Annotated in this window: 29 protein-coding genes; 18 read left to right on the top strand and 11 right to left on the bottom strand. The window is 68.6% G+C overall.

Annotated features, from left to right (window positions below):
* Nucleotides 1–15 precede the first annotated feature (15 nt).
* The gene (locus C8D87_RS08245; RefSeq protein WP_112226114.1) at nucleotides 16–1,305 is read right to left on the bottom strand and encodes a wax ester/triacylglycerol synthase domain-containing protein; all 1,290 of its coding nucleotides are present in this window, start codon (nucleotides 1,303–1,305) and stop codon (nucleotides 16–18) included.
* A gap of 61 nt (nucleotides 1,306–1,366) precedes the next feature.
* Nucleotides 1,367–2,266, bottom strand: a complete 900-nt coding sequence (locus C8D87_RS08240) for an anti-sigma factor RsbA family regulatory protein (protein WP_109635527.1) — start codon at nucleotides 2,264–2,266, stop codon at nucleotides 1,367–1,369.
* Between the two features lie 243 nt (nucleotides 2,267–2,509).
* Between C8D87_RS08240 and C8D87_RS08235 the strand changes: the two genes are divergently transcribed.
* The 4 genes from C8D87_RS08235 (at nucleotide 2,510) to C8D87_RS08220 (ending at nucleotide 5,418) form a co-directional block, all read left to right on the top strand.
* Complete coding sequence (locus C8D87_RS08235) at nucleotides 2,510–3,247, top strand: alpha/beta fold hydrolase (RefSeq protein WP_112226113.1); 738 nt, start codon at nucleotides 2,510–2,512, stop codon at nucleotides 3,245–3,247.
* A 79-nt stretch (nucleotides 3,248–3,326) separates the two neighbouring features.
* Nucleotides 3,327–3,710: a GntR family transcriptional regulator gene (locus tag C8D87_RS08230; RefSeq protein ID WP_112226112.1), complete on the top strand. Its 384-nt coding sequence runs from the start codon at nucleotides 3,327–3,329 to the stop codon at nucleotides 3,708–3,710.
* Nucleotides 3,707–4,552, top strand: a complete 846-nt coding sequence (locus C8D87_RS08225; RefSeq protein WP_233441974.1) for an ABC transporter ATP-binding protein — start codon at nucleotides 3,707–3,709, stop codon at nucleotides 4,550–4,552. The genes C8D87_RS08230 and C8D87_RS08225 overlap by 4 nt, the downstream gene beginning before the upstream one ends.
* Nucleotides 4,549–5,418 (top strand): ABC transporter permease, encoded by an 870-nt coding sequence (locus C8D87_RS08220; protein WP_112226111.1) that lies wholly within the window; start codon nucleotides 4,549–4,551, stop codon nucleotides 5,416–5,418. The genes C8D87_RS08225 and C8D87_RS08220 overlap by 4 nt, the downstream gene beginning before the upstream one ends.
* Before the next feature lie 110 nt (nucleotides 5,419–5,528).
* Here C8D87_RS08220 and C8D87_RS08215 read toward each other — a convergent pair whose 3' ends face one another.
* On the bottom strand, nucleotides 5,529–6,068 hold the full coding sequence (locus C8D87_RS08215; RefSeq protein WP_112226110.1) for an MOSC domain-containing protein: 540 nt from the start codon (nucleotides 6,066–6,068) through the stop codon (nucleotides 5,529–5,531).
* A 285-nt stretch (nucleotides 6,069–6,353) separates the two neighbouring features.
* On the opposite strand from C8D87_RS08215, the gene C8D87_RS08210 reads away from it, so the two are divergent.
* The 7 genes from C8D87_RS08210 (at nucleotide 6,354) to C8D87_RS08180 (ending at nucleotide 14,082) form a co-directional block, all read left to right on the top strand.
* Complete coding sequence (locus tag C8D87_RS08210) at nucleotides 6,354–7,349, top strand: LacI family DNA-binding transcriptional regulator (RefSeq protein WP_109635540.1); 996 nt, start codon at nucleotides 6,354–6,356, stop codon at nucleotides 7,347–7,349.
* Nucleotides 7,350–7,456: 107 nt separating this feature from the next.
* A complete protein-coding gene (locus C8D87_RS08205; RefSeq protein ID WP_112226109.1) occupies nucleotides 7,457–9,097 on the top strand; it encodes an ABC transporter substrate-binding protein in 1,641 nt (546 codons plus the stop codon).
* Nucleotides 9,097–10,008 (top strand): ABC transporter ATP-binding protein, encoded by a 912-nt coding sequence (locus C8D87_RS08200; RefSeq protein WP_112226108.1) that lies wholly within the window; start codon nucleotides 9,097–9,099, stop codon nucleotides 10,006–10,008. Before C8D87_RS08205 ends, C8D87_RS08200 begins: the two co-directional genes overlap by 1 nt.
* Nucleotides 10,005–10,985 carry an ABC transporter permease gene (locus tag C8D87_RS08195; protein WP_109635549.1) on the top strand — a complete coding sequence of 327 codons (981 nt, stop codon included), beginning with the start codon at nucleotides 10,005–10,007 and terminating at the stop codon, nucleotides 10,983–10,985. The genes C8D87_RS08200 and C8D87_RS08195 overlap by 4 nt, the downstream gene beginning before the upstream one ends.
* Before the next feature lie 7 nt (nucleotides 10,986–10,992).
* A complete protein-coding gene (locus C8D87_RS08190; protein WP_112226107.1) occupies nucleotides 10,993–11,811 on the top strand; it encodes an ABC transporter permease in 819 nt (272 codons plus the stop codon).
* Nucleotides 11,808–12,764: an ABC transporter ATP-binding protein gene (locus C8D87_RS08185; protein ID WP_112226106.1), complete on the top strand. Its 957-nt coding sequence runs from the start codon at nucleotides 11,808–11,810 to the stop codon at nucleotides 12,762–12,764. Before C8D87_RS08190 ends, C8D87_RS08185 begins: the two co-directional genes overlap by 4 nt.
* A complete protein-coding gene (locus C8D87_RS08180; RefSeq protein WP_112226105.1) occupies nucleotides 12,757–14,082 on the top strand; it encodes a GH1 family beta-glucosidase in 1,326 nt (441 codons plus the stop codon). The genes C8D87_RS08185 and C8D87_RS08180 overlap by 8 nt, the downstream gene beginning before the upstream one ends.
* On the opposite strand, the gene C8D87_RS08175 is transcribed toward C8D87_RS08180, so the two are convergent.
* Nucleotides 14,063–14,419 (bottom strand): DUF4345 domain-containing protein, encoded by a 357-nt coding sequence (locus C8D87_RS08175; RefSeq protein WP_112226104.1) that lies wholly within the window; start codon nucleotides 14,417–14,419, stop codon nucleotides 14,063–14,065. The two genes, C8D87_RS08180 and C8D87_RS08175, sit on opposite strands and share 20 nt — an antisense overlap.
* Here C8D87_RS08175 and C8D87_RS08170 point away from each other — a divergent pair.
* Nucleotides 14,397–15,038, top strand: a complete 642-nt coding sequence (locus tag C8D87_RS08170; protein WP_233441973.1) for a helix-turn-helix domain-containing protein — start codon at nucleotides 14,397–14,399, stop codon at nucleotides 15,036–15,038. The genes C8D87_RS08175 and C8D87_RS08170 overlap by 23 nt on opposite strands.
* Before the next feature lie 117 nt (nucleotides 15,039–15,155).
* Nucleotides 15,156–16,409, top strand: a complete 1,254-nt coding sequence (locus C8D87_RS08165; protein WP_112226102.1) for a lysine N(6)-hydroxylase/L-ornithine N(5)-oxygenase family protein — start codon at nucleotides 15,156–15,158, stop codon at nucleotides 16,407–16,409.
* On the opposite strand, the gene C8D87_RS08160 is transcribed toward C8D87_RS08165, so the two are convergent.
* Both C8D87_RS08160 and C8D87_RS08155 read right to left on the bottom strand, forming a co-directional pair.
* Entirely contained in the window at nucleotides 16,406–17,095 is a 690-nt protein-coding gene (locus C8D87_RS08160) for an SDR family oxidoreductase (RefSeq protein WP_112226101.1), read from the bottom strand. The two genes, C8D87_RS08165 and C8D87_RS08160, sit on opposite strands and share 4 nt — an antisense overlap.
* The gene (locus tag C8D87_RS08155; RefSeq protein WP_112226100.1) at nucleotides 17,092–17,910 is read right to left on the bottom strand and encodes a DMT family protein; all 819 of its coding nucleotides are present in this window, start codon (nucleotides 17,908–17,910) and stop codon (nucleotides 17,092–17,094) included. The genes C8D87_RS08160 and C8D87_RS08155 overlap by 4 nt, the downstream gene beginning before the upstream one ends.
* 65 nt (nucleotides 17,911–17,975) lie before the next feature.
* Between C8D87_RS08155 and C8D87_RS08150 the strand changes: the two genes are divergently transcribed.
* The 3 genes from C8D87_RS08150 to C8D87_RS08140 are packed head-to-tail and all read left to right on the top strand — an operon-like array spanning nucleotide 17,976 to nucleotide 19,872.
* Nucleotides 17,976–18,341 carry a GntR family transcriptional regulator gene (locus tag C8D87_RS08150; RefSeq protein ID WP_109635570.1) on the top strand — a complete coding sequence of 122 codons (366 nt, stop codon included), beginning with the start codon at nucleotides 17,976–17,978 and terminating at the stop codon, nucleotides 18,339–18,341.
* Complete coding sequence (locus C8D87_RS08145) at nucleotides 18,341–19,216, top strand: ATP-binding cassette domain-containing protein (RefSeq protein WP_112226339.1); 876 nt, start codon at nucleotides 18,341–18,343, stop codon at nucleotides 19,214–19,216. The genes C8D87_RS08150 and C8D87_RS08145 overlap by 1 nt, the downstream gene beginning before the upstream one ends.
* Nucleotides 19,213–19,872, top strand: coding sequence for a hypothetical protein (locus C8D87_RS08140; RefSeq protein WP_112226099.1), 660 nt, complete (start codon nucleotides 19,213–19,215; stop codon nucleotides 19,870–19,872). Before C8D87_RS08145 ends, C8D87_RS08140 begins: the two co-directional genes overlap by 4 nt.
* Nucleotides 19,873–19,876: 4 nt before the next feature.
* Here C8D87_RS08140 and C8D87_RS08135 read toward each other — a convergent pair whose 3' ends face one another.
* Together C8D87_RS08135 and C8D87_RS08130 are read right to left on the bottom strand one after the other, a co-directional pair.
* Nucleotides 19,877–20,353: a hypothetical protein gene (locus tag C8D87_RS08135; protein ID WP_146771655.1), complete on the bottom strand. Its 477-nt coding sequence runs from the start codon at nucleotides 20,351–20,353 to the stop codon at nucleotides 19,877–19,879.
* Nucleotides 20,326–21,162, bottom strand: coding sequence for a DUF1996 domain-containing protein (locus C8D87_RS08130; protein ID WP_112226097.1), 837 nt, complete (start codon nucleotides 21,160–21,162; stop codon nucleotides 20,326–20,328). Before C8D87_RS08130 ends, C8D87_RS08135 begins: the two co-directional genes overlap by 28 nt.
* 200 nt (nucleotides 21,163–21,362) lie before the next feature.
* On the opposite strand from C8D87_RS08130, the gene C8D87_RS08125 reads away from it, so the two are divergent.
* Nucleotides 21,363–23,072, top strand: a complete 1,710-nt coding sequence (locus C8D87_RS08125) for a discoidin domain-containing protein (protein ID WP_112226096.1) — start codon at nucleotides 21,363–21,365, stop codon at nucleotides 23,070–23,072.
* Here C8D87_RS08125 and C8D87_RS08120 read toward each other — a convergent pair.
* Nucleotides 23,056–24,981, bottom strand: coding sequence for an endo-beta-N-acetylglucosaminidase (locus C8D87_RS08120; RefSeq protein ID WP_170166350.1), 1,926 nt, complete (start codon nucleotides 24,979–24,981; stop codon nucleotides 23,056–23,058). The two genes, C8D87_RS08125 and C8D87_RS08120, sit on opposite strands and share 17 nt — an antisense overlap.
* Before the next feature lie 242 nt (nucleotides 24,982–25,223).
* On the opposite strand from C8D87_RS08120, the gene C8D87_RS08115 reads away from it, so the two are divergent.
* Nucleotides 25,224–26,063, top strand: coding sequence for a dienelactone hydrolase family protein (locus C8D87_RS08115; protein ID WP_112226094.1), 840 nt, complete (start codon nucleotides 25,224–25,226; stop codon nucleotides 26,061–26,063).
* 159 nt (nucleotides 26,064–26,222) lie between these two features.
* Here the strand turns inward: C8D87_RS08115 and C8D87_RS48510 are convergent, their stop codons facing one another.
* Both C8D87_RS48510 and C8D87_RS08110 read right to left on the bottom strand, forming a co-directional pair.
* A complete protein-coding gene (locus tag C8D87_RS48510; RefSeq protein WP_267899837.1) occupies nucleotides 26,223–26,345 on the bottom strand; it encodes a hypothetical protein in 123 nt (40 codons plus the stop codon).
* Complete coding sequence (locus C8D87_RS08110; RefSeq protein ID WP_112226093.1) at nucleotides 26,342–26,536, bottom strand: hypothetical protein; 195 nt, start codon at nucleotides 26,534–26,536, stop codon at nucleotides 26,342–26,344. The genes C8D87_RS48510 and C8D87_RS08110 overlap by 4 nt, the downstream gene beginning before the upstream one ends.
* Between the last annotated feature and the right edge of the window lie 215 nt (nucleotides 26,537–26,751).

The raw sequence follows: 26,751 nt of genomic DNA, 5'->3' as shown, positions 1-26,751 counted from the left end.
GGTTTGCCCGTCGTTCTACCTCGGCAAACCCACAAGCTCGCGCGCGTCCTGAAGGGACGCCAGCTCGCGGCGCAGCACACCGTCGAGCCACTGCGCGTCGGACATCCACGACTGGTTGGTGTGCAGGCAGACGTGCACAGAGGACCGGTACACGGACAGCGCGACGCCCACCGCGTGTCCTGGAGCCACTGGCGCCACCGGGTACAGCTCGCACAACGCGGCGCCGTCCAGGGACAGCGGCACGGACGGCAGCGGCACCGACGTCACCAGCGTGTCGAACAGCAGCGGTGCGCACCGGGCGGCGACGGGCGCGGCCAGGCGGTGCACCAGCGGTGGCACCTTGTCGGCGAGCAGCGGCAACGCGCCCGCGCCGCGATCGGGTCCGGCGGCCTTGGCCGACTCCATCTGTTCCCGGACGCAGCGCAGGCGCTCGACCGGGTCCGGCTCGCCGACCGGCAGCGACACCAGGAAGCCGGAGATCTGGTTGCCGGCGGCGGCGTCGCCGGAGCGTGAGCGCTGGTTAACCGGAATCAACGCGCGAACCACGGACGACGGAGTGGCGCTGCCGTGCGCGGACAGCCAGTGCCGCAACACACCGGTGACCAGCGCCAGCAACACGTCGTTCACCGTGCCGCCGTGTGCCCGGCGAATTCGGTGCACGTCCGCGAGATCCAGGCGTGACATCACCACGCGGCGCGGACGGGTCGACGACGTGAGGACCGGCGAGTTCAACGTCGGCGGGCGGGTGTTCATCAGCACCGACGAGGCGATGTCGAGCGTGTCCTTGATCCCGCGCAGCGACGGGATGATCGACCTCGCGGGCGGCGCCGGAGCGTCCGGAATGGACAGCCGTGACGCGTCGAACAGCTGCAGGCCCAGGCCAACGGCTTTCATGCCGTCGCACAACGCGTGGTGCAGCTTGGCCACGACCGCGAACCGCCCACCGGCCAGACCGGTGACGACGTGCAGCTCCCACGGCGGGCGCGCGAGGTCCAGCGGCTGCGCCATGAGGTGGGAGACCAAGGTGGCGAAGCGTTCCCGGCCGCGCACGTGGTGCGTGAAGACGTGATCCTCTGCTGCGAAGCCGGGATCTTCCACCCAGCGCGCGCCGCCCAGCAACGAGGTGCGGGCGCGTTGGCGCAGGCGCGGGATCTCCAGCGCGCGTTCGCACAACACGGCGGCGATGCGAGCCGGATGCACCGGCGTGGCGGGCGCGAAGGTCGCCACCGCGCCGAGGTGCAACGGGTTGCTGTTGCCCTCCATGGCGAGGAAAGCGATGTCGAGGGGGGAAAGGTGGTCCGTCATAGATGTGCCAGGCAACCAGGTTCGCGTGTCAGGCGCATTTCTATGAGATGGCGGCGACTGTCTACGGCCCCAAGTACACCCGAACGGTGGTGCCGCTGTGACTCGTGTGGGTGCGAACCAGGTCACACAACAGGTTCACCATCACGATCCCGAAGCCCGACAGACCGGTGAACGAGGGTGGGAGTCCCTTGCCCGAGTCGCTCACCTCACACACAGCGGTGTCGCCCTCCCGCCACATCCGCAGCACCCCGCGCCCGGACGCGTGCAGGATGCTGTTCGTCGCGAGCTCGTTCACGGCGAGCACCAGATCGTCGACTTGTTCGCGGCGCAACCAGTTCGCGTACGCCGTCACGACCTTGCGCATGTGTGCGAGCGTGCCGACGGAGAAGTTGTGCTGCTCCGCGGAACTGGGCGGCGGCGGTAACGGGACGTTGTAGATGTCGGCCAGGCGGGCCGGGTCGGTGTACCACTCGCTCGCGAACCGTTTGGAGCCGTCGATGATCACCGGGTGCGTGCGCATGGCGTCCTCCAGCACGTGATCGGGCAGGGACGCCGCGTCGTACGTGCACAGCAGCGTGCCCCTGCGCCCTTCGAACGCCGTGTTGATCAACGCCTCGTGCTGCACGCACGCCGGATACTCGAGCTCGCTGCGGCCCGGCCACACCGGTTCCCCCACCATGCGGACCCGGCTCTGCGGGGCGCTCGCGCTGAAGGCCATCAGCACGCCGGGGATGATCCGGCCGGGATTGCGGCCCGCCTCGGTCATGTCGATGAAGTGCACCTGGTCGGCCTGGTCGCCCAGGCGCTCGCGCAACAGGACGATCCTCGCCTCCGGTACCGCGACCAGCACGGGTTCGCCTCTGCTCACGCCGTCCGCGACGAATCTGGCCGTACCGGCGAGGAACTCGTCCTCGCCCCGGTAGAACAGGGCTTCGTGTGCGAACGGAGCAACGGAGTTCATCGGCTTCCCGGTGGGCTCGGTGGCGCAGACAAGCCCTCATTCTGCTCCCCGTAACAGTGTTACGGCTGGGGGCCAGGCCGGTGGTTTGTGGTGGGACGCGAAGCGGTTCCCGTCCATTCGCCGTTTCCCGGGGCCCCGTCACGCTTACGGCCGAGCCCGTCAGCGCTGATCGAGGTGGATTCGGGGTGCGGCCTGGGAAAACACCCTGCAGACTCGCACCGTTGAGTGAGGAGGTGACCCCCGGTGATCCCGCATCACACGCTGACCGGCCCGGACGACGCACCGGTGCTGGTGCTGGGCAACGCACTCGGCACCACCACCGAGCTGTGGCGCGAGTTCTCGCTCCCGTTCCGGCTGCTGCGCTTCGACCACCGCGGTCACGGTTCGAGCGCGCCGGTGTCCGGCCCCTGCACGATCGAAACTCTCGCGGCGGACGTCGTGGACCTGTTGGACCACTTGGAACTGCGCCAGGTGTACTACTGCGGCGTGTCACTGGGCGGGATGGTCGGGATGTGGCTCGCGGCGCACACCGACCGGATCTCGCGGCTCGCGCTCGTGTGCACGACGGCCTGGCACCCGGACAAGTCCGGCTGGGACGAACGGATCGGCATCCTGCGCGACTTCGGGATGGAGCCCGTCGCGGACACGATCGTCTCGCGCTGGTTCACCCCCGCGTTCTCGCCGGCGGTCGTCGCCCACTTCCGCGCGGAACTGCTGAAAGTGGACGTGCCGTCCTACATCGCCTGTGCCGAAGCGGTCCGGGACATGGACCTGCGGCCGGACCTCGTGAAGATCGACGTGCCGACCGTGGTGATCGCCGCGGCGCAGGACCACGCGACGCCGCCGGAGTGCGCGCGGCACATCGCGGACGAGCTGCCGGACTCCGACCTCTACATCGTCGGGGACGCGGCGCACCTGGCCGTGGTCGAGAAGCCGCGAACGATCTCGGTGATCCTCGACGGACACTTCGGCGTCGACTGAGTCCTTCCGCGACATCTTGACGGCACACCGCTGCGCAGTAGATAGTGGTTTAACTAGTTAACTAGATAAAGAGGCAAGGGTGATCGAGTTCCGGATCGACCGCCGCTCCGGCGTGCCCGCTTACCAGCAGCTGGTCAACCAGACGAGACACGCGCTGCGACTCGGGTTGTTGCTGCCGGGAGACCAGCTGCCCACGGTGAAGGAGGTCGTGGCCACGACCTCGATCAACCCGAACACCGTGCTGAAGGCGTATCGGGAGCTGGAACACGAGGGGCTCGCCGAGGGGCGGCGCGGAGTGGGGACGTTCGTGTCCGCCGCGCCGGTGCAGCCGGACGCGGACGGGTTGCGTGCGGAACTGGCCGGGTGGATGAAGCGGGCGCTGGCGGACGGACTCGACCGCGAGTACGTCGAGGCACTCGTCAAAGCAGAGCTTGATCTCCACTACGAAGGAGAAGGACGTTGACCACGATCGCGCTCGACGCGATGGCGCTCACCATGCGCTACCGGCGCGGCTGGGGGCTGCGCGACTGCACGTTCCAGCTGCCCGCCGGCCGGATCGCGGCCCTGATCGGCCCCAACGGGGCGGGCAAGAGCACGCTCATGCGCATCGCCACCGGCCTGCAGCGCCAGACGAGCGGGGAGATCCACGTGCTGGGGCAGGCGCCCGGCAAGCACGGCGCGAACCGGCACCTCGCCTTCCTGGGACAGGACAAGCCGCTGTACAAGGGGTTCACCGTCGACGAGATGCTGAGGGCGGGAGCGAAGCTGAACCCCGGCTGGGACGACCAGTACGCCCGGCGTCTCGTGCGTGAGGCGGACGTGCCGTTCGGCGCCAAGGTCGGCACGTTGTCCGGCGGGCAGCGCACGCGGGTCGCGCTCGCCATCGCGATGGGCAGGCGCCCCGAGCTGGTGATGCTCGACGAACCGCTGGCCGACCTCGATCCCATCGCACGGCAGGAGGTCATGCACACCGTGCTGGCCGAAGTCGCCGAGACGGGCATGACGGTGCTGCTGTCCTCGCACGTGATCGCCGACCTCGACGGGGTGTGCGACCACCTGCTGCTGCTCGCCGACGGACAGGTCCGGTTGCAGGGAGACGTCGAGGATCTGCTGACGCAGCACCGGGTTCTGGTCGGCTCACGGGAGCTCGTGCTGCCGGACGGCGTCGTGGAGGCGCGCACGACCGGGCGTCAGGCGACCGTGCTCGCCCGCACCCCCGACGTCCCCGGCTGGGACAACAACGAGCCGTCGCTCGAAGAACTGGCTCTGGCCTACCTGCGTTCCGCGAAGAAGGTGGCGGCATGATCTGGGTGGCGTGGCGGCAGCAACGGCTGCAGATCCTGCTGAGCCTCGGCATCATCGCCGCACTGGCCGCGGTGATGACGTTCGTGCGGTTCGACGCGCAGTCGATCACCGATGATCAGCTCGTCGACGACCGGTACGGCATGTACGTCAACTACCTGCGTCTCGTGCTGCTCGCGCTGCCGGTGCTGCTCGGCGCGGTCATCGGCGGGCCGCTCTTCGGCCGCGAGATCGAACACGGGACGCACGTGTTCAGCCTGACCCAGTCGATCGGCCGGACCCGGTGGTGGGCCAGCAAGATCGTGGTGGCGGGGTTGCCGGTCATCGCCGGCATGACCCTGCTCGGACTGCTCAACTCGTGGGCGTCCGCGCCGTTGCGGGCCGTGATGTTCGGTGGCCGGTTGGTGACGCCGACGTTCGAGATCGAGGGCCTCACCCTCGGGGCCTACACGGCGCTGGCCTTCGCTCTCAGCGCGACCGTCGGCCTGATGGTGCGCAACACGCTGGCCGCCATGGTCATCACCGTGATGTCGTACGTTCCGCTGCTCGTGCTGGTGGGCAACGCGCTGCGCCCTGCCTACGCGACGCCGGTCACGTCGACGGACGGCCAGACGCCCGCCGGTGCCTGGGTGGTCAGCTCGTCCTATGTGGACGCTGCGGGCAACCCCGTCGCGTTCTCGCCCGCCGCCTGCACCACCACGAACATTCCTGAATGCATGCGCGCGCAGGGAGTCGTGCGCCGCGTCGGGTTCCAGCCGGACGACCGGTTCTGGTCGTTCCAGGCGATCGAGGCCGGCCTGTTCCTGGCACTGGTCGCTCTGGTCGTCGGGGCCGGCGCATGGGCGCTGCACCACCGCCTGCGGTACTAGAGCCTGTATCGAAGTCCATGTTCGCGATAGCCGGGCCTGAGGTGGCTCCGGGGGCACGCCAGGGGCCACCTCAGGCGCGACTCTCATCGAACGGGACTTCGATACAGGCCCTAAACCTTCTCCAACGGCCGGTGCGGCTCCGGCGGCAGCTCCACCCGGATCTCGTCGCCGGGGCGCACCACGCCACCCACGAGCACGACCGACATGATTCCCGCGCGCCGGATCAGCTCGCCGTCGGGACCCTTGCTCACGACCTCCTTGAGCAGCCCGGCCGAGAAGTTCTCGATCTGGACACACGGGTTGCGCAGCCCGGTCACCTCGACGACCGCCTCCGCGCCGAGGTGGAGCCGCGTGCCGGTGGGCAGGCCGAGCAGGTCGATGCCGCGCGTCGTGACGTTCTCGCCGATCTCGCCCGGCTCGACGGCGAAACCCTTGTCCCGCAGTTCGTCGAACAGCTCGGCGTGCATCAGGTGGACCTGGCGCAGGTTCGGCTGCGTCGGGTCCTGCCTGACCCGCGACCGGTGCTTCACCGTGACGCCCTGGTGCACGTCACCCTCGACGCCGAGGCCCTCGAGCAGCGTGATGCTCGAACGGACGGGCTTGGTGAACGTGTACCCCTCGCTGCGGCTCACTGCCGTGACAACCCCCATGACCGAGATTCTGCACGATCATCAGCTCGTTTCCGGCTGATCCTTTTGCGGCAGGGACTGCGCCGTTCGGCCGAGCGGTACCGGGAACGCGGATTCGATCAAGTCGTCTCAATTCGGTTCACTCGATCGGGCCTGAGCTGCGGAGATGTGCGCCGCCGTGGAAACGCTCCCACGAAGTCCGGGTAAGAGTCTTGACTAATCCTCACGTCAGGCTGTTGACTCCGTCACACCTCGTCGGAACCGGTTACGGAACCGGTTCCAGAGGCGGCGGAAAGGAAGTTCGGCATGCGTGTCACGATCGCAGAGGTCGCCCAACGCGCCCAGGTGTCCAAAGCGACCGTGTCACGTGTGCTGAACGGTAAGCCGGACGTGGACGCGACGACCGCGCAGCGCGTCCGCAAGGTCATCGACGAGATCGGGTACGTGCCCAGCGCACGTGCGGTCGGCCTGGCGCGGGGGCGCACCCGCACGGTCGGCATGCTCGCGCCGTCGCTCACCTGGCCCTGGATGGGTGAGGTCATGCAGGGCATCGTCGACACCCTCGAGGCCGACGGGTACGGGCTGCTGCTCTACACGCTGAACCGCGGGCCGGAGTCGCTGAACCAGTTCGCGAACCACGTGTCCGCCAACGCCTTCGACGGGCTGCTGGTCGTCGAGCCGCCGGACGCCCTGCACTACATCTCCACGCTCTACCGGGCCGGCCTGCCCGTCGTCATGATCGACGATCGCGGCTCGCACCCGGAGTTCCCTTCGGTGACGACGACGAACCGGCAGGGAGGCGCTGATGTCGCACGGCATCTCGTCGCGGCCGGTCGCCGCAGGTTCGCCGTCGTCACCGGGCCACCGCACTTCGGGTGCACGCAGGCGAGGCTGGACGGGTTCCGGCTCGCTTTGGCGGAAGCGGGCCTGACGCTGCACCCGGACCTCGTGGTCGACGGCGACTTCACCACGGAAGGTGGTGAGCTCGCCGTCGACAAGCTCATCGCGAGCGGCATCCCGTTCGACGCGGTGTTCGCGCACAACGACCTCTCTGCGGTCGGGGTGCTGCGGGCGCTGCGGGAAGCAGGCAGGACCGTTCCCGGTGACGTGTCCGTGGTCGGCTTCGACGACGTCCCGGTCGCGGGACACACCGAACCCCGGCTGACGACGATCCGCCAGCCGCTGCAGGAGATGGGCGCCGCCGCCGCGCGGATGCTGCTCTCCACGCTCGAGGGACAGCCGATGCCCGACCACCCGCTGGTGCTGCCCACCTCGTTGATCGTGCGCGAATCCGCGCCCTGACCCACCACAACTGAACGAACCGCGCCAGACGGCCGCACGCCGTCTGGCGAGTTCGCCGTACGCATGAGAGAGCGCTCTCATGCGCCGTCGTGTCGGGAGACTCCCCCATGCGCAGAACAATCATCGCCGCGTTGGCACTGGCGCTCGCGGCGACAGGTTGCTCCTCCGGTGGCGCCACCAAGGCCTCCGGCGTGCTGACCGTGGGCATGCCCAACGGGCCGCTGACCGAGAACCACAACCCGTTCCTGCCCACGTCGGCAGCGGGTTCGCTCGGCTACCGGTACGTGATCTACGAGCCGCTCGCGTTCGTGAACAACACGCGGCCGGCCCAGGATCCCGTGCCGTGGCTCGCGACCAAGTGGGACTGGGCGGACAACTACAGGAAGGTCACCTTCACGATCCGGGAGAACGTGAAGTGGTCCGACGGCAAGCCGCTCACCGCCGCTGACGTCGCCTTCTCGTACGAGATCCTGAAGAAGTGGCCGGCGCTCAACAACCGCGACTCGCTCAAGGTCGAGACCGCGGCGGCGACGCCGGACGGCAAGGTCGAGGTCACGTTCGCCTCGCCGCAGTTCGTGAACCGCAACAAGGTCATCAGCGCGATGATCGTGCCCCAGCACGTCTGGAGCACCGTCGCCGACCCGACGACCTACACGAACCCGAACCCGGTCGGCACCGGCCCGTACCAGGTGAAGTCGTTCACCTCGCAGACCGTGACGGTCACCAGGCGCGCCGAGTACTGGCAGGAACTGCCCAAGGTGCCGGAGATCCAGTACACCTCGTACAACGACAACACCGCGCAGACCACCGCGCTGGCGTCGGGCGCGAGCCAGTGGTCGTACGTCTTCATCCCCGACTACCAGAAGCTCTACGTCGACAAGGACCCGAAGAACCACAAGCTGTGGTTCCCCGCGGGGCTCGGCATCCACGGCCTGTGGCTGAACACCACGGTCGCGCCGTTCGACAACGCCGCGCTGCGCTCGGCGATGAGCGACGTGATCGATCGCGAGGCGATCTTCGTCCGCGGTGAGGCGCGCCTTTTCCCGAAGCTCGAGTCGCCCACCGGAATGCCGTTGCCCGCCGGTGAGTCGTTCCTCGCGCCGGAGTACAAGTCCGCGCGGTTCGAGGTCAACGTCGACAAGGCGAAGCAGAAGCTGACCGCCGCCGGGTTCACTTTGGACGGTGGCGTGCTCAGGGCACCCGGTGGCAAGCCGGTGACGATCGAGCTGACCAACCCGTCCGGCTGGTCGGACTACCTGACGGTGCTGGACATCATCAAGGGTGACCTGAAGAAGATCGGCATCGAGGCGACCGTGCGCACGCAGACCGCGGACGCGTGGACGACCGACTTCGCGAACGGCGCCTTCCAGGGCTCGCTGCGCTGGACCAACACCGGTGCCACGCCGTACGAGATGTACCAGAACATCATGGACGGCGCGGAGATCAAGCCGATCGGGCAGACCGCCGCGGTGAACTTCGGGCGTTACAACAACCCGGAGGCCACGGCCGCGCTCGCGGAGTACGCGAACGCCGCCGACGACGCGACGCGGGCCAAGAGCCTCGCCGTGCTGCAGAAGATCATGGTGGAACAGGTGCCGATGATCCCGACCTCCGCGGGTCCGATCGGTGCCGAGTACAGCACGAAGAGCTGGGTCGGCTGGCCTTCCGAGGAGGACCCGTACGGTCCGCCGCAGGCCACCTTGCCGAACGCCCTGCAGATCGTCATGAAGCTGAAGCCGGCCGCCTGATGAACGAAGTCGTGCTGGAAGCTGAGGGTCTGGTCAAGACCTACAAGCGCGTGCGCGCGGTGCAGGACGTCTCCCTCGTCCTGCGCCGCGGGCGCGTGACCGCCCTCGTCGGCGAGTCGGGATCGGGCAAGTCGACGGTGGCGAAGCTGCTGGCGCGACTGGTGGAGCCCACCGAGGGGGAGATCCTGCTGGACGGCAGGAAGGTGCGACGGGTCCGGGAGTACCGGCGCAAGGTCCAGATGGTGTTCCAGGACCCGTTCGCATCGCTCAACCCGATCCACACGATCCGCTACCACCTGACCCGGCCGCTGAAGATCCACAAGCGGCAGGAGACGCCGGAGGAGCTCATGGAGCGGGTGCAGCTGCCCGCCGACTTCCTCTCGCGTTACCCGCACGAGCTCTCCGGTGGCCAACGGCAGCGCGTCGCCATCGCGCGAGCGCTTGCGGCCCACCCCGAGGTGCTGCTCGCCGACGAGCCGGTGTCCATGCTGGACGTCTCGATCCGGCTCGGCGTGCTCAACCTGTTGCTGGACTTGAAGGAACGCCTCAAGCTCGCGGTTCTCTACATCACGCACGACATCGCGTCGGCGCGGTACTTCGCCGACGAGACGTTCGTGATGTACGGCGGCCAGATCGTCGAGGGCGGCGACAGCGAGTCCGTGACGCAGCAGCCCGCGCACCCGTACACGCAGCTGCTGATCGAGTCCGCACCTGATCCGGAACGGTCGGTGGTCGCGCTGGACGCACCCGCCGAGGAGGCCGCCGCGGTGTCGGCGGGCTGTCAGTTCGCGGCACGCTGCCCGAAGGTCCAGGCGCGGTGCTGGATCGACGCGCCACCGCGCTCGGACGTCGGGGCCGGCCACTGGGCGGCGTGCTGGCTCTACGTGGAGACAGCGGGGGCAGCGGCATGACCTTTCTGTTGCGCCGCGGGTTGTTCTACCTGATCACGCTGTGGGCGGCGATCACGGCGAACTTCCTGCTGCCGCGCCTGCTGCCGGGTGACCCGGTGCAGGCGATGATCACCAAGCTCGGCGGGCGGCTGAACAGCGACGCGATGGCGTCGCTCTACATCCTGTTCGGGCTGGACGAGAAGAAGTCGTTGTGGGAGCAGTACGTCGACTACTGGGGCACGCTGCTGCGCGGTGACCTCGGGTTGTCGTTCACGTTCTTCCCCACGCCGGTCGCCGACGTGCTGTCGCAGTCGCTGCCGTGGACGCTCGGCCTGGTCGGCGTCACGACCGTCATCGCGTTCCTGCTGGGCACGCTCATGGGTGTCTACGCGGGGTGGAAGCGCGGTTCGTGGATGGACACGCTGATCCCGGTGACGACGTTCCTGTCGTCGATCCCGTACTTCTGGCTCGGGCTGATCGCGATCTCGGTGTTCTCCGTGACGTTCCCGCTGTTCCCTGCGTCCGGCGGGTACGCGGCGGGGCTGGTGCCGGAGTTCTCCTGGGAGTTCGCGGGCAGCGTCCTGGAACACGCCGTGCTGCCGGGCATCACGATCGTCGTGAGCTCGGTGGCCGGCTGGATCCTGGGCATGCGCAACATGATGGTGACCGTCACGGCGGAGGACTACGTGCTGGTCGCGCGGGCCAAGGGCCTGTCGCAGCGGCGGATCATGTTCGCCTACGCCGCGCGCAACGCCGTGCTGCCCTCGATCTCGGGTTTCGCGTTGTCGCTGGGCTTCATCGTCGGTGGCGCGCTGCTGGTGGAGATGGTGTTCTCGTACCCGGGCCTGGGTTACGTGCTCTTCCAGGGCATCGGCGCGAAGGACTACCCGCTGATGCAGGGGGTGTTCCTGGTGATCACACTGGCGGTGCTGGTGGCGAACCTGCTCGCGGACGTCGGCTACCTGCTGCTCGACCCGCGCACCCGGCGGGAGGGCTGACTCCGCGATGAACTTCAAGACCAAGCTGGGCCTGGGGATCGTGGCCTTCTTCACGATCATCGCGGTGATCGGCGAGTGGGTCGCGCCCTACGACCCGTCCGAGATGGGCGACGACCTGCTGTCGCCACCGTCCGGCGCGCACTGGTTCGGCACGACGATGACCGGGCAGGACATCTTCTCGCAGGTGCTCGTGGGCACCAGGGGAGTGATGGTCGTCGGGCTCGTGTGCGGTGTGCTCGCGACCTTCCTGTCGATCCTGGTCGGGGTGACCGCCGGGTTCCTCGGTGGCGCGGCCGACGAGGCGTTGTCCATGCTGTCCAACGTCTTCCTGGTCATCCCGGCCTTGCCGTTGATCATCATCGTGGCGTCGATGCTGCCGTCGGCGGACACCGTGCTGATCGCGGCGGTGATCTCGCTGACCGCGTGGGCGTGGGGTGCCAGGGTGCTGCGGGCGCAGACGATGTCGTTGCGGCGCCGCGACTTCGTGGAGGCGGCACGGGCGTCCGGTGAGCGCACCTGGCGCATCATCGTGTTCGAGGTGCTGCCGAACCTGACGGCGGTGATCGCGTCCGGGTTCGTCGGCACGGTGATCTTCGCGGTGATGCTGCAGATCACGCTGTCCTTCGTCGGTGTCGTGTCGCTGTCGACCTGGAACTGGGGAACGATCCTGTTCTGGGCGCAGAGCAACCAGGCGCTCGGTCAGGGCGCGTGGTGGTGGTTCGTACCCGCCGGGCTGTGCATCGCGCTGCTCGGCACGGCACTGGCACTGATCAACTTCGGGATCGACGAGTACGCGAATCCCCGGCTGCGGAAGGTGCGCGCATGAGCCCGGTGCTGGAGATCCGCGATCTCTCGGTGGACTACGGCTCGCTGCGAGCCGTGCACAACGTCTCGCTGTCGCTGCGGGCCGGGGAGGTTCTCGGCCTGGCGGGGGAGAGCGGCAGCGGCAAGTCCACTCTGGCCTACGCGGCGACCCGCCTGCTGCAGCCGCCCGGACGGGTGCCGTCCGGCGAGGTGCTGTTCAAGGGGCAGGACCTGCTGACGCTGACCGAGAAGCAGCTGCAGGTGCTGCGCTGGAACGAGATCGCGATCGTGTTCCAGGGCGCGATGAACGCCCTCAACCCGGTGATCTCGGTCGGCACGCAGATCGACGACGTGCTGCGCACCCACCGACCGGCGATGACCCGGCAGGAACGGGCTGCTCGTGGCCGCGAGCTGCTGTCGCTGGTGGGCATCCCGGTCGACCGGCTGACGGCGTACCCGCACCAGCTCTCCGGCGGCATGCGGCAGCGCGTGATGATCGCGATGGCGCTCGCGCTGGAACCCGAGATCGTGATCATGGACGAGCCCACCACGGCGCTGGACGTGGTGGTGCAGCGGCAGATCCTCGGCCAGATGATGCGGCTGCGCGAGACGCTCGGCTTCTCGATCGTCTTCATCACCCACGACATCTCGCTGCTGGTCGAGTTCTCCGACCGCATCGCGATCATGTACGGCGGCCGCGTCGTGGAGGAGGCTCCCGCGGCGGAGATCTACCGCGCCGCCAAGCACCCGTACAGCCAGGGCCTGCTGGGCTCCTTCCCGGCGTTGCGCGGTCCTCGCCGGGAGCTGCGCGGCATCCCCGGTTCGCCGCCGGATCTCCGCTCGATGCCGGCGGGCTGCCCGTTCCACCCGCGTTGCCCGCACGCGATGGACGTGTGCGGTGAGCGGATGCCGTCGCTGGATTCCGTCGAGGTGCGCCGGCGCGTGGCGTGCTGGTTGGAGGAAGCGCATGTCTGAGGGTCTGCCGACCGGCTTCTTCTGGGGCGTCGCGACCTCGGCGTACCAGATCGAGGGCGCGCACGACGAGGACGGCCGCACACCGTCCATTTGGGACACCTTCTGCCGCCGCCCCGGCGCGGTCGCCAACGGCGAGACCGGCGACGTCGCCTGCGACCACTACCACCGCATGCCCGCCGACGTGTCGATGATCGCGCGCCTGGGCGTCGACAGGTACCGCTTCTCCGTCTCCTGGCCACGCGTCCAGCCGGGCGGCCGCGGACAGGTGAACCCCAAGGGCGTCGACTTCTACTCCCGGCTCGTCGACGAGCTGCTGGAGAAGGGTGTCGACCCCTGGCTGACGCTCTACCACTGGGACCTGCCGCAGGAGCTGGAGGACGCGGGTGGCTGGCCGCACCGCGACACCGCCTACCGCTTCGCCGAGTACGCGGGCCTCGTGCACGACGCGCTGGGCGACCGCGTGCGGACGTGGACGACGCTGAACGAGCCGTGGTGCTCGGCGATGCTCGGCTACGACACAGGCCGCCACGCGCCGGGCCGCAAGAACTTCGCCGAGGCCGTGCGAGCCGTTCACCACCTGTTGCTGGCCCACGGCCTGGCGTCGCAGGAGCTGCGGTCGCGCGGTGTCGGATCGCTGGGCATCACGCTGAACATGGGCGTCTCCACCCCCGCCTCCGACGACCCGCGCGACGTCGACGCGGCTCGCCGCGCGGACGGTCTCGGCACCCGGATCTACCTGGATCCGCTGGTGCACGGCCGTTACCCGGAGGACGTGCTCATCGACATCGCCGCGCGCGGCGCCGAGATCCCGGTCCGCTCCGGCGACCTGGAGATCATCTCGACGCCGATGGACGTGCTGGGCGTCAACTACTACACCTCGCACGTCTTCAAGGCGACCGACAACCCGGCCGCGCCCGAGGTGGTGCCGCAGGGCCTGCCGGTCACCGCGATGGGCTGGGAGATCGTGCCGTCGGGCCTCACCCGGCTGCTGGTCCGGCTGCAGCAGGACTACGGCGTGCCGATGGTGATCACCGAGAACGGTGCCGCGTTCGACGACGCCGCCGACGAGGACGGGTTCGTCGCGGACGCCGACAGGGCCGATTACCTGGCCTCGCACATCTCGGCGGTGGCCGAGGCGGTACGGGCCGGTGCGGACGTGCGCGGGTACTTCGCCTGGTCGTTGATGGACAACTTCGAGTGGGGCTACGGGTACGACAAGCGGTTCGGCATCGTCCGCGTCGACTACGAGACCCAGCAGCGCACGTTGAAGCAGAGCGCGCAGTGGTTCCGCGACCTGATCACCAGGTCGCGGAGCTGAACAGCAGCGCGGCGGTCACGGTCTCCACCCAGAAGCAGAACCAGATCGGGTAGAACGGCGCGGCCCTGTCGGCGAGCCGGGAGACCAGGCGGCCCAGGGCCATCCCCGCCAGTGCCCCGCCGACGGTGACGACCGCGCCGGTCCGGGTGCCGCCGGCGTCGAGTGCCGCGGCGGTCAGCACCGCGGCGACTGTGATGCCGAACCCGCCGTAGACCGCGCGGATCTCGGACCGGCTCTCCGCTGTGTCCGCGACGATGCGGAACGGCGGGGCGGCGAGCGCGTAGACGCCCATGCCGAGGAAGAACATCGCGGTGATGACGATGATCGCTGTCTGCACGGGTGGGATCATCGGTGGCGTGGAGGAGGACGCGCTTCCGGAAACGTGCTGCCGGGCGACGATCTGGGTCGGGTTCGGCCAAGCCGCCTACCTCGGTCCGTCGCTGAAGCTGGACGCCCACTCCGGCTCCGTGGACTGCTTCGCCTACGGCGTCGACGCCCCGTTCACCCTCCGCACCGGCGGCACGGGCGAGCGCCGTGTCCGCGGCGCCCTCATCCCCGCGCGCACGACGCATCAGGTCATCGCGGACGGACGGATGCTCTTCCTCTACTTCGAACCGGGCCTCGCGGACACCGCCGACGACCGGATCCGCACCGCGACCGGCCTCCTGCGGTCAGACCCCGGGCAGAGCGCCGCGCGGGTCGCCGCCGCGATCGGCCTGTCGACGTCGAGGTTCCTGCACCTCTTCCCGCTCAGCACGGGCACGAGTTTCCGCCGCTGCCGGTTGTGGGTGCGGATGCGGCACGTCGCGGCCGCCGTCAGCAGGGGTGCGGACCTGACCAGGGCGTCCGCCGAGGCCGGGTTCGTCTCCCCGAGTCACTTCAGCGACAGCTTCCACGCCATGTTCGGCCTGACCGCGAGCGCACTGCTCGCCACCGCGCGCCTCGTCGTCAGTTGAGCTCCGGTCGAGTCACCCGCCAGCGGCGTAGATCACGTCCGAATGTACTAGCTAAGGTATGCCTTAGTTAAGTTAGGGTCGCTTTAGGATGCTCAGGGGTGCCACGAGAGGACCGCGATGAACCCGGTGTTAGACCTGGCCGGAATCGGCTTCGGCCCGTCCAACCTCGCTCTCGCGATCGCGGTGGAAGAGCACGAGCGGCCCGTCCGGGCGCGCTTCTTCGAGCGGCAGCCGAGGTTCGGCTGGCACCGGGGGATGCTGCTGGAGGACGCCACCATGCAGGTGTCGTTCCTCAAGGACCTCGTCACGCTGCGAAACCCCACGAGCGGCTTCAGCTTTCTCTGCTACCTGCGCGATCGCGGGCGGTTGATCGACTTCGTCAACCGCAAGAACTTCTTCCCGCTGCGCAAGGAGTTCCACGACTACTTCGAGTGGGCGGCGGAACGGGTCGCGCACCACGTGTCGTACGGCGCCGAGATGACCCGGATCCGCACCGGCGGCGACGGGTTCGAGATCACCGTCGGCGAGGAGCTGGTCCGAACGCGCAACGTCGTGCTGGCCACCGGGCTCGAGGCGAGCCTGCCGGACGGCATCGAGGCGGGCGAGCGGATCTGGCACAACCAGGACCTGCTGCACAAGGTCGGCACCCTGGAGGACCCGCGGCACGTCGTAGTCGTGGGTGCCGGACAGAGCGCGGCCGAGACGGTGGCGTTCTTCCACGACCGCTTCCCTGAGGCCGAGGTGCACGGCGTCTTCGCGCGCTACGGGTACAGCCCCGCCGACGACAGCTCGTTCGCGAACCGCATCTTCGACCCCGCGGCGGTCGACGAGTTCTACCGCGCGCCGGAGGACGTCAAGCGGAAGCTCATGGGCTACCACGCCAACACCAACTACAGCGTGGTCGACCAGGACCTGATCGAGGAGCTCTACCGGCGGGTCTACCGGGAGAAGGTCCTCGGCAGGCAGAGGTTGTCGCTGCACAACACCTCGCGGCTCACCGACGTGAACCCCGACGGCAAGTGTGTGATCGAGTCGCTCGCGGACGGCGGGCGGTTGCCGCTCGACGCGGACGTCATCGTGTACGCGACCGGGTACCGGCCGGCGAACCCCGTCCGGCTGCTCGGCGATCTCGCCGGCCACTGCGAGCGCGACGAGCACGGCCGGCTGAAGATCACCCGCGACTACCGGGTGGTCACGAACGACGAGATCCGCGGCGGGATCTACCTGCAGGGCGGCACCGAACACACCCACGGCATCACGTCGTCGCTGCTCTCGAACACCGCTGTGCGAGCAGGCGAGATCCTCGACTCGGTCCTGCGCCTGCCGCGGACGACGGTGAACCCGGTGCCGGAGCTCGCGGCCCACCGCTAGCCGGCATCACCGCTGAGGTAGTCCGCGAACGTCCGCCGGCCGACCGCGCGGCCGGGTGTCAGGTTCCCTCCTGCACGGTAGGCGCGGTACGTCGCTCCCGGGACCTTCAACGGCACGAGCGTGCGCTTCTTTCCCGTTGCGGCCAAGTACATCCGGGCGAGGTCGATCGCCTCGTGGATCTCCGGTCCACCCATCTCGGGCGCTGGTCCCGACGGTGCCGCCTGAGCGAGCGTGGCCAGTTCCAGGCCGACCTCGGCCTCGTCGACCGGCTGGAACGCGAATCCCGGCACAAGCATCAGCGGCAGTTTGGACGTGCTGTCGAACATGCGGCGCAGCAACGAGTGGAACTGCGTGGCACGCAGGATCGTGTGCGCCACACCGGAGTTGGCGATCAGCTGCTCGGCCGCGTGCTTCTGCTTGTAGTAGGGGAGCGGGACCCGGTCGCAGCCGACGATCGAGATGTAGACCAGGTGTGCGGGCTTGGCCGCCAGCACCGCCTTGGTCATGTCGACCTCGCGCCGGAACGACGTCGCGCAGTGCACCACGACGTCCGCGTGCAGTGCGCTCAAACCCGTGCCGCGCAACAGATCCGTGCCGGTGGAGCGGGACACCGCCCTGGCACCGGGCAGAGCGGCGACGACGTGCCTGCCGAGCGAGCCGTTGCCGCCCGTGACGACGAAAGTCATGCAGTCACTTTGACACGGTAGTAATGCGCCAGCACGACGGTGCCGGAGACGGCGGCGATCGCGCTGATCACGAGGCCGGCCTGGGCGAGCGCGCTCATGCCCGCGCCCTCACCGAGCAGCTTGATGCCGATCCACGCGGCGACGATCGGGTTGACGACGGTCTGTCCCGCCACGACGAGGTCGGGCGGCCCGGCGGCGTACCCGAGCTGGATGAACCAGGCGCCCGCGAGGAAGGCGACGACCAGCCCCAGCAACGAGACCCACTCGATCTGCGGCAGCGTGGTCGTGACGTCCCTGACCAGCACGGCGACCAGCCCGTAGGCGATCCCGGCGCCCACGGCGAGCGCCAGCGCCCTGACCGCGCCCGCCTGGAACGTCGCCACGACGGTGCAGACGAGCACTCCCGCGACCACCAGCTGACCGGCCTGCAGCGCGACCTTCGCCGACACCTCCGTCGGCACCGCCTGGCCCGCCGTGATCCACACGAACACCACGATCCCCGCCGTGGCCACCAGCACCGCGACCGCGAGCAGCCCGCTGAACTTCCGCGCGCGTGCCACCGCGATGATCGGGATGGCCAGCGCGTTCAACGGCGCCACCACCGAGACCGGCGCCAGCGCGAGCGCGACGATCTGCAGGACCGCGCACGCGAAGAGGACGAGGAACCCGTAGACCCACCGGCGTGACGTCACGAGCCGGTGTGCGGAGGTCAGCTTCAGATCGGTCAGCTCCCGCACACCGGCGTGCTGCCACATCGCGCCGAGCGCGCTGCACCCGGCGGCTAGTACCGCGCACAGGATCGCGATCCCGACCACGTGCCAATCGTACCCCGGCACTGCTATGGTTCATTACATGAGTAACGAACCCAGGAAGTGACGTCGTGTTCGACGATCGGAGCCCGATCTACCGGCAGATCGCCGACCGGATCAAGGCGGACGTGCTCAGCGGGGCGTTGAAAGCGGACGAGCAGGTCATGTCGACCAACCAGTACGCCGCCTACTACCGGATCAACCCGGCGACCGCGGCGAAGGCCTTTCAACAGCTCGTGGACGAGAAGGTGCTCTACAAGAAGAGGGGGATCGGGATGTTCGTGAGCACGCAGGCTCGCGACATGCTGCGGGCACAGGGGAGGGAGACCTTCTTCGGTGAGGTCGTTGATCCGATGGTCGCGGAGGCGCGCGCCATCGGCATTCCGCTCGCCGACGTCATCCGCCGCATCGAGCAGCACGAGAACGGGAGTGCGTGATGCGCGTTGACGTGCAGGGCCTGACGGTGCGCTACGGCGACGTCACGGCCATCGACGACATGAGCTTCTCCTTGTCCGGCAACAAGATCTACGGACTGCTCGGGCGAAATGGCTCCGGCAAGACCAGCCTGATGTCCGTGCTGGCCGGCTACCGCAGGGCGATCGGCTCGGTTCAGCTCGACGGGGAGCCGGTCTTCGAGAACGCGGCCGCGATGCGGAAGGTCTGCCTGGTGCGGCACCCGGCCGACGCCGCGGACAAGAGCGACAAGGTCTCGCACGTGCTCGAGTACGGCGCGGCGTGGCGGGACACGTGGGACAACGCGTACGCGCTCGAGCTGTCCGAGCTGTTCAAGATCGGGCTGAAGTCCAAGGTCGGGGAGCTGTCGCTGGGTCAGCGGTCCGCCGTTGGTGCCGTGATCGGACTTGCCAGCCGTTCGCCGCTGACGATGCTCGACGAGTCGCACCTCGGCATGGACACGCCGACCCGGTACGCGTTCTACGACGCCCTGCTCAACGACTTCATGGCGCACCCGCGCACGATCATCGTCTCCACGCACCTCATCGAGGAGCTGTCGTCGTTGCTGGAGGAGGTCGTGATCATCGACAGCGGCCGGCTGGTGTTGCAGGAGGAGGCGGACGTGCTGCGGTCGCGTGGCACCGAAGTCGTCGGAAACGCCGCTGACGTCGACGAGTTCACCGAGGGGCTGACCGTGTTGAGTGAGAAGTCGTTGGGGCGCACGAAGTCCGCGATGGTCTTCGGTCAGCTCGACGACTCCGGGCTCGTCCGCGCCCGGCAGCTCGGCCTCGAACTCGGCCCGATCGCGTTGCAGGACCTGTTCGTCCACCTCACCGAGCCGGTCGGAGGCAAGCGGTGAAGATCTTCCGTCACCTGACCGTCGCGCTGGTGTCGTACGGCGGGATCGTCGGCGCCAGTGTCTTCCTGGCGGTTCTCGCCGTCGAGTTCGGCATCTCGCTGTTCGGCGACGTCGTGTTCAGCGGCTGGATGCTCGTCACCGTGCAGATCGCGCGCTGGTTCGTGCTCTGGGTGGGCGTGTACACGATCCACAACGTGCTGCCGATCGCGATCGCGCACGGCCGCACCCGCCGCGAGTTCCTGGGCGCGGCGACCGGTTTCACCGTGGTCTTCGCGCTCGCGATGACGCTGTTGGCGTGGCTCGGGTTCCTCGTCGAGGACGGCCTCTACAGCCTGATGGACTGGCGGTCGACCCCGCACGGGTCGCCGCTCGCGTACTTCCTGATGTTCCTCGTGTGGTGCGCGGTCGGCATGCTCGTCACCGCGGCGTTCGACCGGTGGGGGTACGGCGGGGTGTTCACGCTGCCCGTCGGTCTGGCGCTGGCGGTGGTGCCGGGGATCACGATGCCCGGCACCGGGGACACGCCGTTCGTCAGGAACATGCCGCACCTGCTCGGCGACGGCTGGCACGCGGTGTCACTGGGTGCGTGGGTGGTCGCGATGGCCGTCACGTGGGCCATCGCGCGGGATCTTCCGGTTCGCCTGCGGACGTCCTGACGCCTCACCCGGCCGCCAGCTCCGCCGTGCGGTGGCGTTCCATCAGTTCCGCGACCTCGGCGGTCGGCGGATGCGTGATCGCCGAGGCCGCCGAGCGCAGGACCTCCAGCTGCTCGGTGAGATGCGCGTGCACGAACTGCTTCAGCGCGTCCGGGCTGGTGGAGGCGAGCTGGATCTCCGCATCCGTCGGCATGCCGGGCATGTCGTGGCCGGCGTGGTGGTTCACGTACGGCGCGTCGAGCAGTTTCCGCAACGCCACGAGCTCGGCCCTGCGGTTCTCGACGAGTTCGGGCCTGCCGGCCAGCTCCACCAGTTTCAGGGCCTGCTCGTCGGTGGCGATCGCCAGCTCGACGAACGCGCGTTCTGTTGCGCCGTAACCGTTCGGGGGCGATGACGGTGGTGGTGGTTCCTGCCGGCAGGCCGAGAGGAGGACGCCTGCCAGCAGGAGCACGATCAGCCGTGGTTGCCGGCGTGATCGCATTTCATCACCACGTTGATGCAGTTGCGGACGCGGCGTTCCATCTCGGCGCGCGGCCACACGTTGAAGAAGTCTCCGTGCATCGTCTGCCCGGTGCCCGACGAGAGCCGGAGTCCCGCCGTGCTGCCGTTGACCGGGTACCGCAGCACCATCCGCAGCTTCGGCACGGGAACCGGGTGCGAGGAAGGACATCCACCCGCGACGGGGTAGGACATGTGCGACTTGTGGTCGGCGGAGTCGAGGTTGCGGCCGTCCCAGCACTGCGGGAAGTCCAGGTACGTCTCCAGCATCGTGCCCGCCGGGCACACCACGAAGTTCTTCGACGGGTTGACGTGCCCCGCGTGCAGGCACGACCAGCGCGCGATGCTGTCGTGGTCGCCGGTGGCCCTGGCGTTGCCCGCCACGATCTTCAGCCCGTACGGGGTGGGCTGGATCGCCGCCGGGTTGTTCACGCCCTCACCGAGGTAGTAGAAGGTGATGCCGGTCGGGGTGATCGCGGTGTTGTCGCGGTACATCGTCGGCACCCAGTACGAGGAGATGTCGGAGACCGGGTTGCAGTTGCCGGTCTTCCCCTCCAGCGACTGCTGGGTGGAGTGGGCGTTGGTCGAGTGGTTGCCGAAGAAGTCGTGGAAGTGCGAGGCACCGGCCAGACCGGGCAGGACGATCGGGTCGTCCGGCAGGCGGTGACTGAGCTGACAGTCCGCGACGAACTCGGCGACGCGGACGGGTTCTCCTTGCGCGGTAACGGGAACGCTGAGCACGCCGGCGGCCAGCGCGAGGACGGCGGCCAGCTGGGACAAGGGCTTCGTCATTGAAGCTTCCTCTCCGCTGCAGGGGCGGGCGGTTAGGAGAGCGCTCTCACGCAAATCGAGCATGGCGCAGTCGCATTGGGGCGTCAATCCGCAAGAAATGTTCAGTAGTACCGGTTTTCTTGACATCGCGTGCCTGCTGCGATGACGCTCGGATCCGGAGGGCGCTCTCACGATCCCGTTCTCCGGCCCCAGGAGCACCCATGTCAGGAAGCCTTCACCGCGGCAGACTTCCACTCGTCGCCGCGGCACTGGTCGCTGCCGCTCTGATCGTTCCGGTCCACGCGGAAGCCGCCGGTCCACTGCTCTCCCAAGGCCGTCCCGTCACGGCGTCCACCAGCGAGAACGCCGCCTTCACCCCGGCCGCGGCGGTGGACGGCGACCTGGGCACCCGCTGGTCGAGCGAGTTCCGCGACCCGCAGTGGATCCAGCTGGACCTCGGTTCGACGGCGAGGGTCGACCAGATCGTCCTCGTGTGGGAAACCGCGCACGCGAAGACGTTCAGCCTGAAGATCTCCCCGGACGGCAACAGCTGGAACGATTTGTACAGCACGGCGACGGGCCCGGGCGGCACCCAGACACTCCCGGTGAACGGCACGGGCAGGTACGTCCGGCTCGACCTGACCGAGCGCGCCACCCAGTGGGGTTACTCGCTGTGGGAGTTCCAGGTGTTCGGCACTCGGGACACCGGGGCCGCCGAAACCCTGCTCTCGTACGGAAAACAGGGCGCGGCCTCGACGTTCCAGGACGACGCCAACTGCGGCCGGTGCCTCCCGGCCAAGGCGTTCGACCACGACCCCGCTACCCGTTGGGCCACGAGCGCGACCACCGGCTGGGTCGACCCCGGCTGGATCTCGGTGGACCTCGGCGCACCCGCGACCATCTCGAGGGTCGTGCTGCAGTGGGACCCGGCCTTCGCGACGGCCTACCGGCTGGAGGTCTCCGACGACAACGCGAACTGGCGCGAGATCTACTCGACGACCACCGGCCGCGGCTTCAAGGAGACGCTGACCGTCAGTGGTCAGGGCCGCTACGTCCGGATGTTCGGCACGGCCAGGTCGAACGGGTACGGCTACTCGCTGTGGGAGTTCCAGGTCTACGGCACCGGTGGCAACCCCACGCCCGCCCCGCCGCTGCCGCCGAACCCGTCGTTCCCCGGCCGGCTCGTGTGGGCCGACGAGTTCAACGCGCCCGCGGGCACCGGCCCGGACGCCTCGAAGTGGCAGGCGGAGACCGGGCCGGGTGTGAACAACGAGCTGCAGTACTACACGAACAACAACAACGCCCGGCACGACGGCAACGGCAACCTGGTGCTGCAGGCGCGCCGTGAGGTCACGCCGGGCAGCGCGTGCCCGCCGGACCCGGTCAGCGGCAGCACGACGTGCCAGTACACGTCGGCACGGCTCAACACGCACGGCAGGTTCAGCTTCACCTACGGCAGGGTCGAGGCGCGGATCAAGGTGTCCACGACGCAGGGGCTGTGGCCCGCGTTCTGGTTGCTGGGCGCGGACTTCTTCGACCAGCGCACACCGTGGCCGAACTGCGGCGAGATCGACGTGATGGAACACGTCGGCCGGGAACCGAACCGGGTGTACTCGACGCTGCACGCGCCCGCGTACCACGGCGCCGGCGGGTTCGGGCAGCCGCTCGACCTCGGCACTCCCGCTGCGAGCGCGTTCCGCACGTTCGCGGTCGAGTGGGGCTCCAGCCACATGACGTTCAGCGTGGACGGCAACAACTTCTTCACCGTCGACAAGAACCAGCTGGAGTCCACGCGCGGCCCGTGGGTCTACGACCACCCGTTCTTCATCATCATCAACAGCGCGGTGGGCGGCGACTTCCCCGGCCCGCCGGGACCGGGGACGCAGCTGCCGCAGGACATGGTGCTCGACTACGTCAGGGTGTTCCAGTGACGGAGACGCGGGCCGGCGGTGAGACGTCGAAAGCCTCGCTGACCGTCTCGATCTCGATCTGCGCGGTTTCCCCCGAGGTCAACGGGATCGCCGGCACGAAGTACGCGTCGTTCGCCGTCCCGCCGAGGAAGATCCGCTCGTTGCCGGTCCACTTGTAGACCCGGTACTGCCGGACCGAACCGGGCGAGCGCGTCCAGGTGAGCCGTGCCGACACCGTCGTGGCGTCGGTGCGGCTCACCTGCTCGACCCGCACGTTCGCCGGTGCGGCAGGGGGCGTCATGACCGGGTCCGTCACGCCGATCCGGCCGATCAGAGCGGTGACCGGTCCTCCCGGCAGCACGCGCAGCGTGATCTCCGTGAGCGTCGCGCCGGCGTGCTCGCCGAGCGGGAACACGCTGCGCCGCCACGCACCGCTGATCCCGCCGAGGTCCAGGACCTTCTCGGTGGTGCCGATCCGCAGCACCGCCTGCAGCCGGGACGGTCCGGTGCCGGTGCGGTGGACGATCTCGAGCTGGCTGTTCCCGGTCAGCCGCAACGACGTCGCGAACAACCGGACGTCGTTGGCGGACGCCGGAGTGCCGGTGATCTTCAGCGCGGTACCGCCGTCGTACGGCTCGTCCCAGTCGAGCGACGGCACGACCTTCGTCCCGGTGCCCTTGACGCTCCACCGCCACGTGGGCAGCACGTCCTGCAGCGACAGGTTGTTCCACGCCTGGGACGAACGCACGGTCCCGTTGACCGCGAACTTCCTGCCGTGGCCGGTGTTGAAGTTCGTCACGAACGGCAGCGAGGTGATCGGCGTCAGCTCGGTGATGTAGTGCGCCACGCCCTTCCAAGCGGCGGCCGTCGTCGTGTTCGACGGATCACCGTTCGGGCCGACCCAGAACCTGTTGTCCCTGGTGTAGAAGTCGGCGGGACCGGCGGCCGACTTGAACGTCCATTCCGGACGGTAGAAGCCGAGCGACGTGGTGTGCGGCTTGCCCTCGGGGAAGACGGACGCCCAGCCGACGCTCGTGTTGTAGCCGTTCGCCTCGACGTCCACACCGGACGCGAGGTCGTAGGGGCTGCGGCCCAGCTGCCTGGCGAGGTTCGCCGAGTTCTGCAGACCGCTCGCGCTCCACCAGAAGTTCAGGAACATCTCGTCGGACTGCTCGAAGAACATCTGGTTCCGCGAGGTCAGCGCGTTCTGCCAGGAGACGCTGCCGGTGTTGGTCATCGCGTCGTACCAGATGACCCGCAGCCCGCTCTTCTTCAGGTACACGATGAAGTCGCGCATGTCGCCGGCGAGCTTAGCGTCGCCGCCCGCGGTCTCCTGGTTGAGGAACCAGCCGTCGAAACCGTGGTGCCTGGCGACCTGGATCATCTTGTCCGCCACCGGGAACCTGTCGCCCTCGCGCCGGACGAAGTCGCGGACCCACTGCAGCTGGCCGCCGTAGGCCGTGGGCGGGAGGAACACGTTGCCGATCACGCGGACACCGTTGCGGTGCGCGGCGTCGGTGACGGTCGGGTTCGGCGCGAGGATCAGGCCTTCGGACGCGGAACCGCCCCAGAACACCAGCTCGTCGATGTACTGCCAGTAGTTCGTGGCGTAGTAATTCATGTCGAGCGAGCCCTGTGCCGGGTTGTTGCTCGTCGGCGCGTACGCGACCAACGCCTGCACTCGCGCCTCACCGGTGTGGGCGTGGGCGTTGGCAGGGCGGGCCGGGACAACACGCTTGGCCAGCGGCACGGTGCTGCGGTTGTACCTGGCGTCCCGGTCCGTCGACGGATCCCAGTCGAGGATCGTGGCCGGGTGCCAGTACGACGCGTACGGTTGCGCGACTTCGGCGGCGGACGCGGGAGTCTCGGACAGCAGGCTGGTCAAAGCCGCCGTCGAGCTCAGAACGAGGAACTGTCTCCGAGTGGGCACGCGATCACCCTTGTGCGCCATCCGATTCGCCGCATACCGCCTCTACGGTGACTGCATCGGACGACAATTCACCGATCTGCTGCGCTGTGTAACCGGGAACGATTCGGTGACGTCCGTTGGAACGGCATCGAAATGTTCCGGCAACCATCCATGTGGCCGAACCTCAATGGGGCTACTGAGCGGTAGCGTTGGGATCGCTGTCGCAATTGGTACCCCTGCAACCAATTCGAGGTGTCATCGTCGTGCGCATCAAAGCTGTGTTTGCGGCACTAGTCCTGGCGCTGATCCCGGCCACCGCCCCTGCTGTTGCCTCAGCGGCGGCCAACCCCTACGAACGCGGCCCGGCACCCACCGCCGCATCGGTGGAGGCCTCCCGAGGCACGTTCGCCGTCACCCAGGCCGCCATTCCCCGCCAGTCGAACTTCGGTGGCGGCACCATCTACACACCGACCAGCAACCTCACCTTCGGTGCCGTCGCGATCTCACCCGGCTTCACAGCCACCCAGTCGTCCGTCGCGCACTTCGGGCCGCGCCTCGCGTCGTACGGCTTCGTGGTGGTCACCATCAACACGCTGTCGGGCTGGGACGACCCCGACAGCCGGGGCCGCCAGCTGCTCGCGGCCCTCGACTACGCGGTCCGCACGAACCCGCGCGTCGACGCCACCCGGCTCGCCGTGATGGGCCACTCGATGGGTGGTGGCGGGGCGTTGCGCGCCTCCGTCAGCCGCCCGGCCCTGCAGGCCTCGATCCCGCTGGCCGGATGGCACACGACCAAGAACTGGTCGACCGTCGGGGTGCCGACCCTGGTGCTCGGCGGCCAGAACGACCCGACCGCACCCAACTCCCAGCACTCGCTGCCGTTCTACACCTCGATGACGGCGGCGCCCGACAAGGCGTTCCTGGAACTGCGCGGCGGCGACCACTCGGATCCGCGCAGTGACAACGTGACGGTCCGCAAGTACACGCTGTCGTGGCTCAAGCGGTTCGTCGACGACGACCTGCGCTACGACCAGTTCCTCTGCCCGGCCCCGGCGCCGAACACGCTCATCTCGGCCTACCGGGACACCTGTCCGCACGCCTGATCGCCGGTGGGTGGTTTCTGTTGCTCCGGCGGCGGAAACCACCCACCTGTGGCCAGTGCCGGAGTGCGACGGCCTGGCACAGCGTGAATGACCACGGCACGACCGATTCCGCGACGTACGCGGTCCAGCTGCGCAGGGTCGCGACGGAGATCGCACCGGTCAGATGCGCGACGACCCCGTCAGTTGCGTGAGCACGACTGCGACCGTCCCGAAGAGACAGAGGGCGAACAGTCCGGAAGCGATGGACGCCATGTGCCGGGCGGGGGAGACGGTGGTGGTCACGACTCTCTCACCATCAGCCCGGCGCCCTCCGGGATCTCCAGCGGCACCGTGTAGAAGCGGATGTCGTAGCCGTCCGGGTCGGTGATTCCCGACAGCAGCCAGCCGACCCGCGTGCGCATCACGCCGTCGTGCGCGACGCCCCGCGCGGCCAGGTTCGCCGCGAGCGCGTTGAGCGCGTCCTTGCCCGGCACGCCGATCGCGAAGTAGTCGAACCCGGATGCCGCGGCGGCCTTCTCGGGGTTGAGCGGATCGCGAAGCCCGGCCCTCCGTTGGGATGTGTCAGGGCGACGCCCATCAGCACCCTTCCTCGACGAAGTGCATCACCGGGAAGTAGCCGAGGTGGCCGGAGTACCAGGCCAGTGACTTCTCCAACCCGGAGACGGGCAGCTTGAAGTGGTGGCACCGC

Origin of the sequence: Lentzea atacamensis (assembly GCF_003269295.1) — a bacterium.
Taxonomy (GTDB): Bacteria; Actinomycetota; Actinomycetes; order Mycobacteriales; family Pseudonocardiaceae; genus Lentzea; species Lentzea atacamensis.
This window is presented reverse-complemented; position numbering and strand designations above follow the sequence as displayed.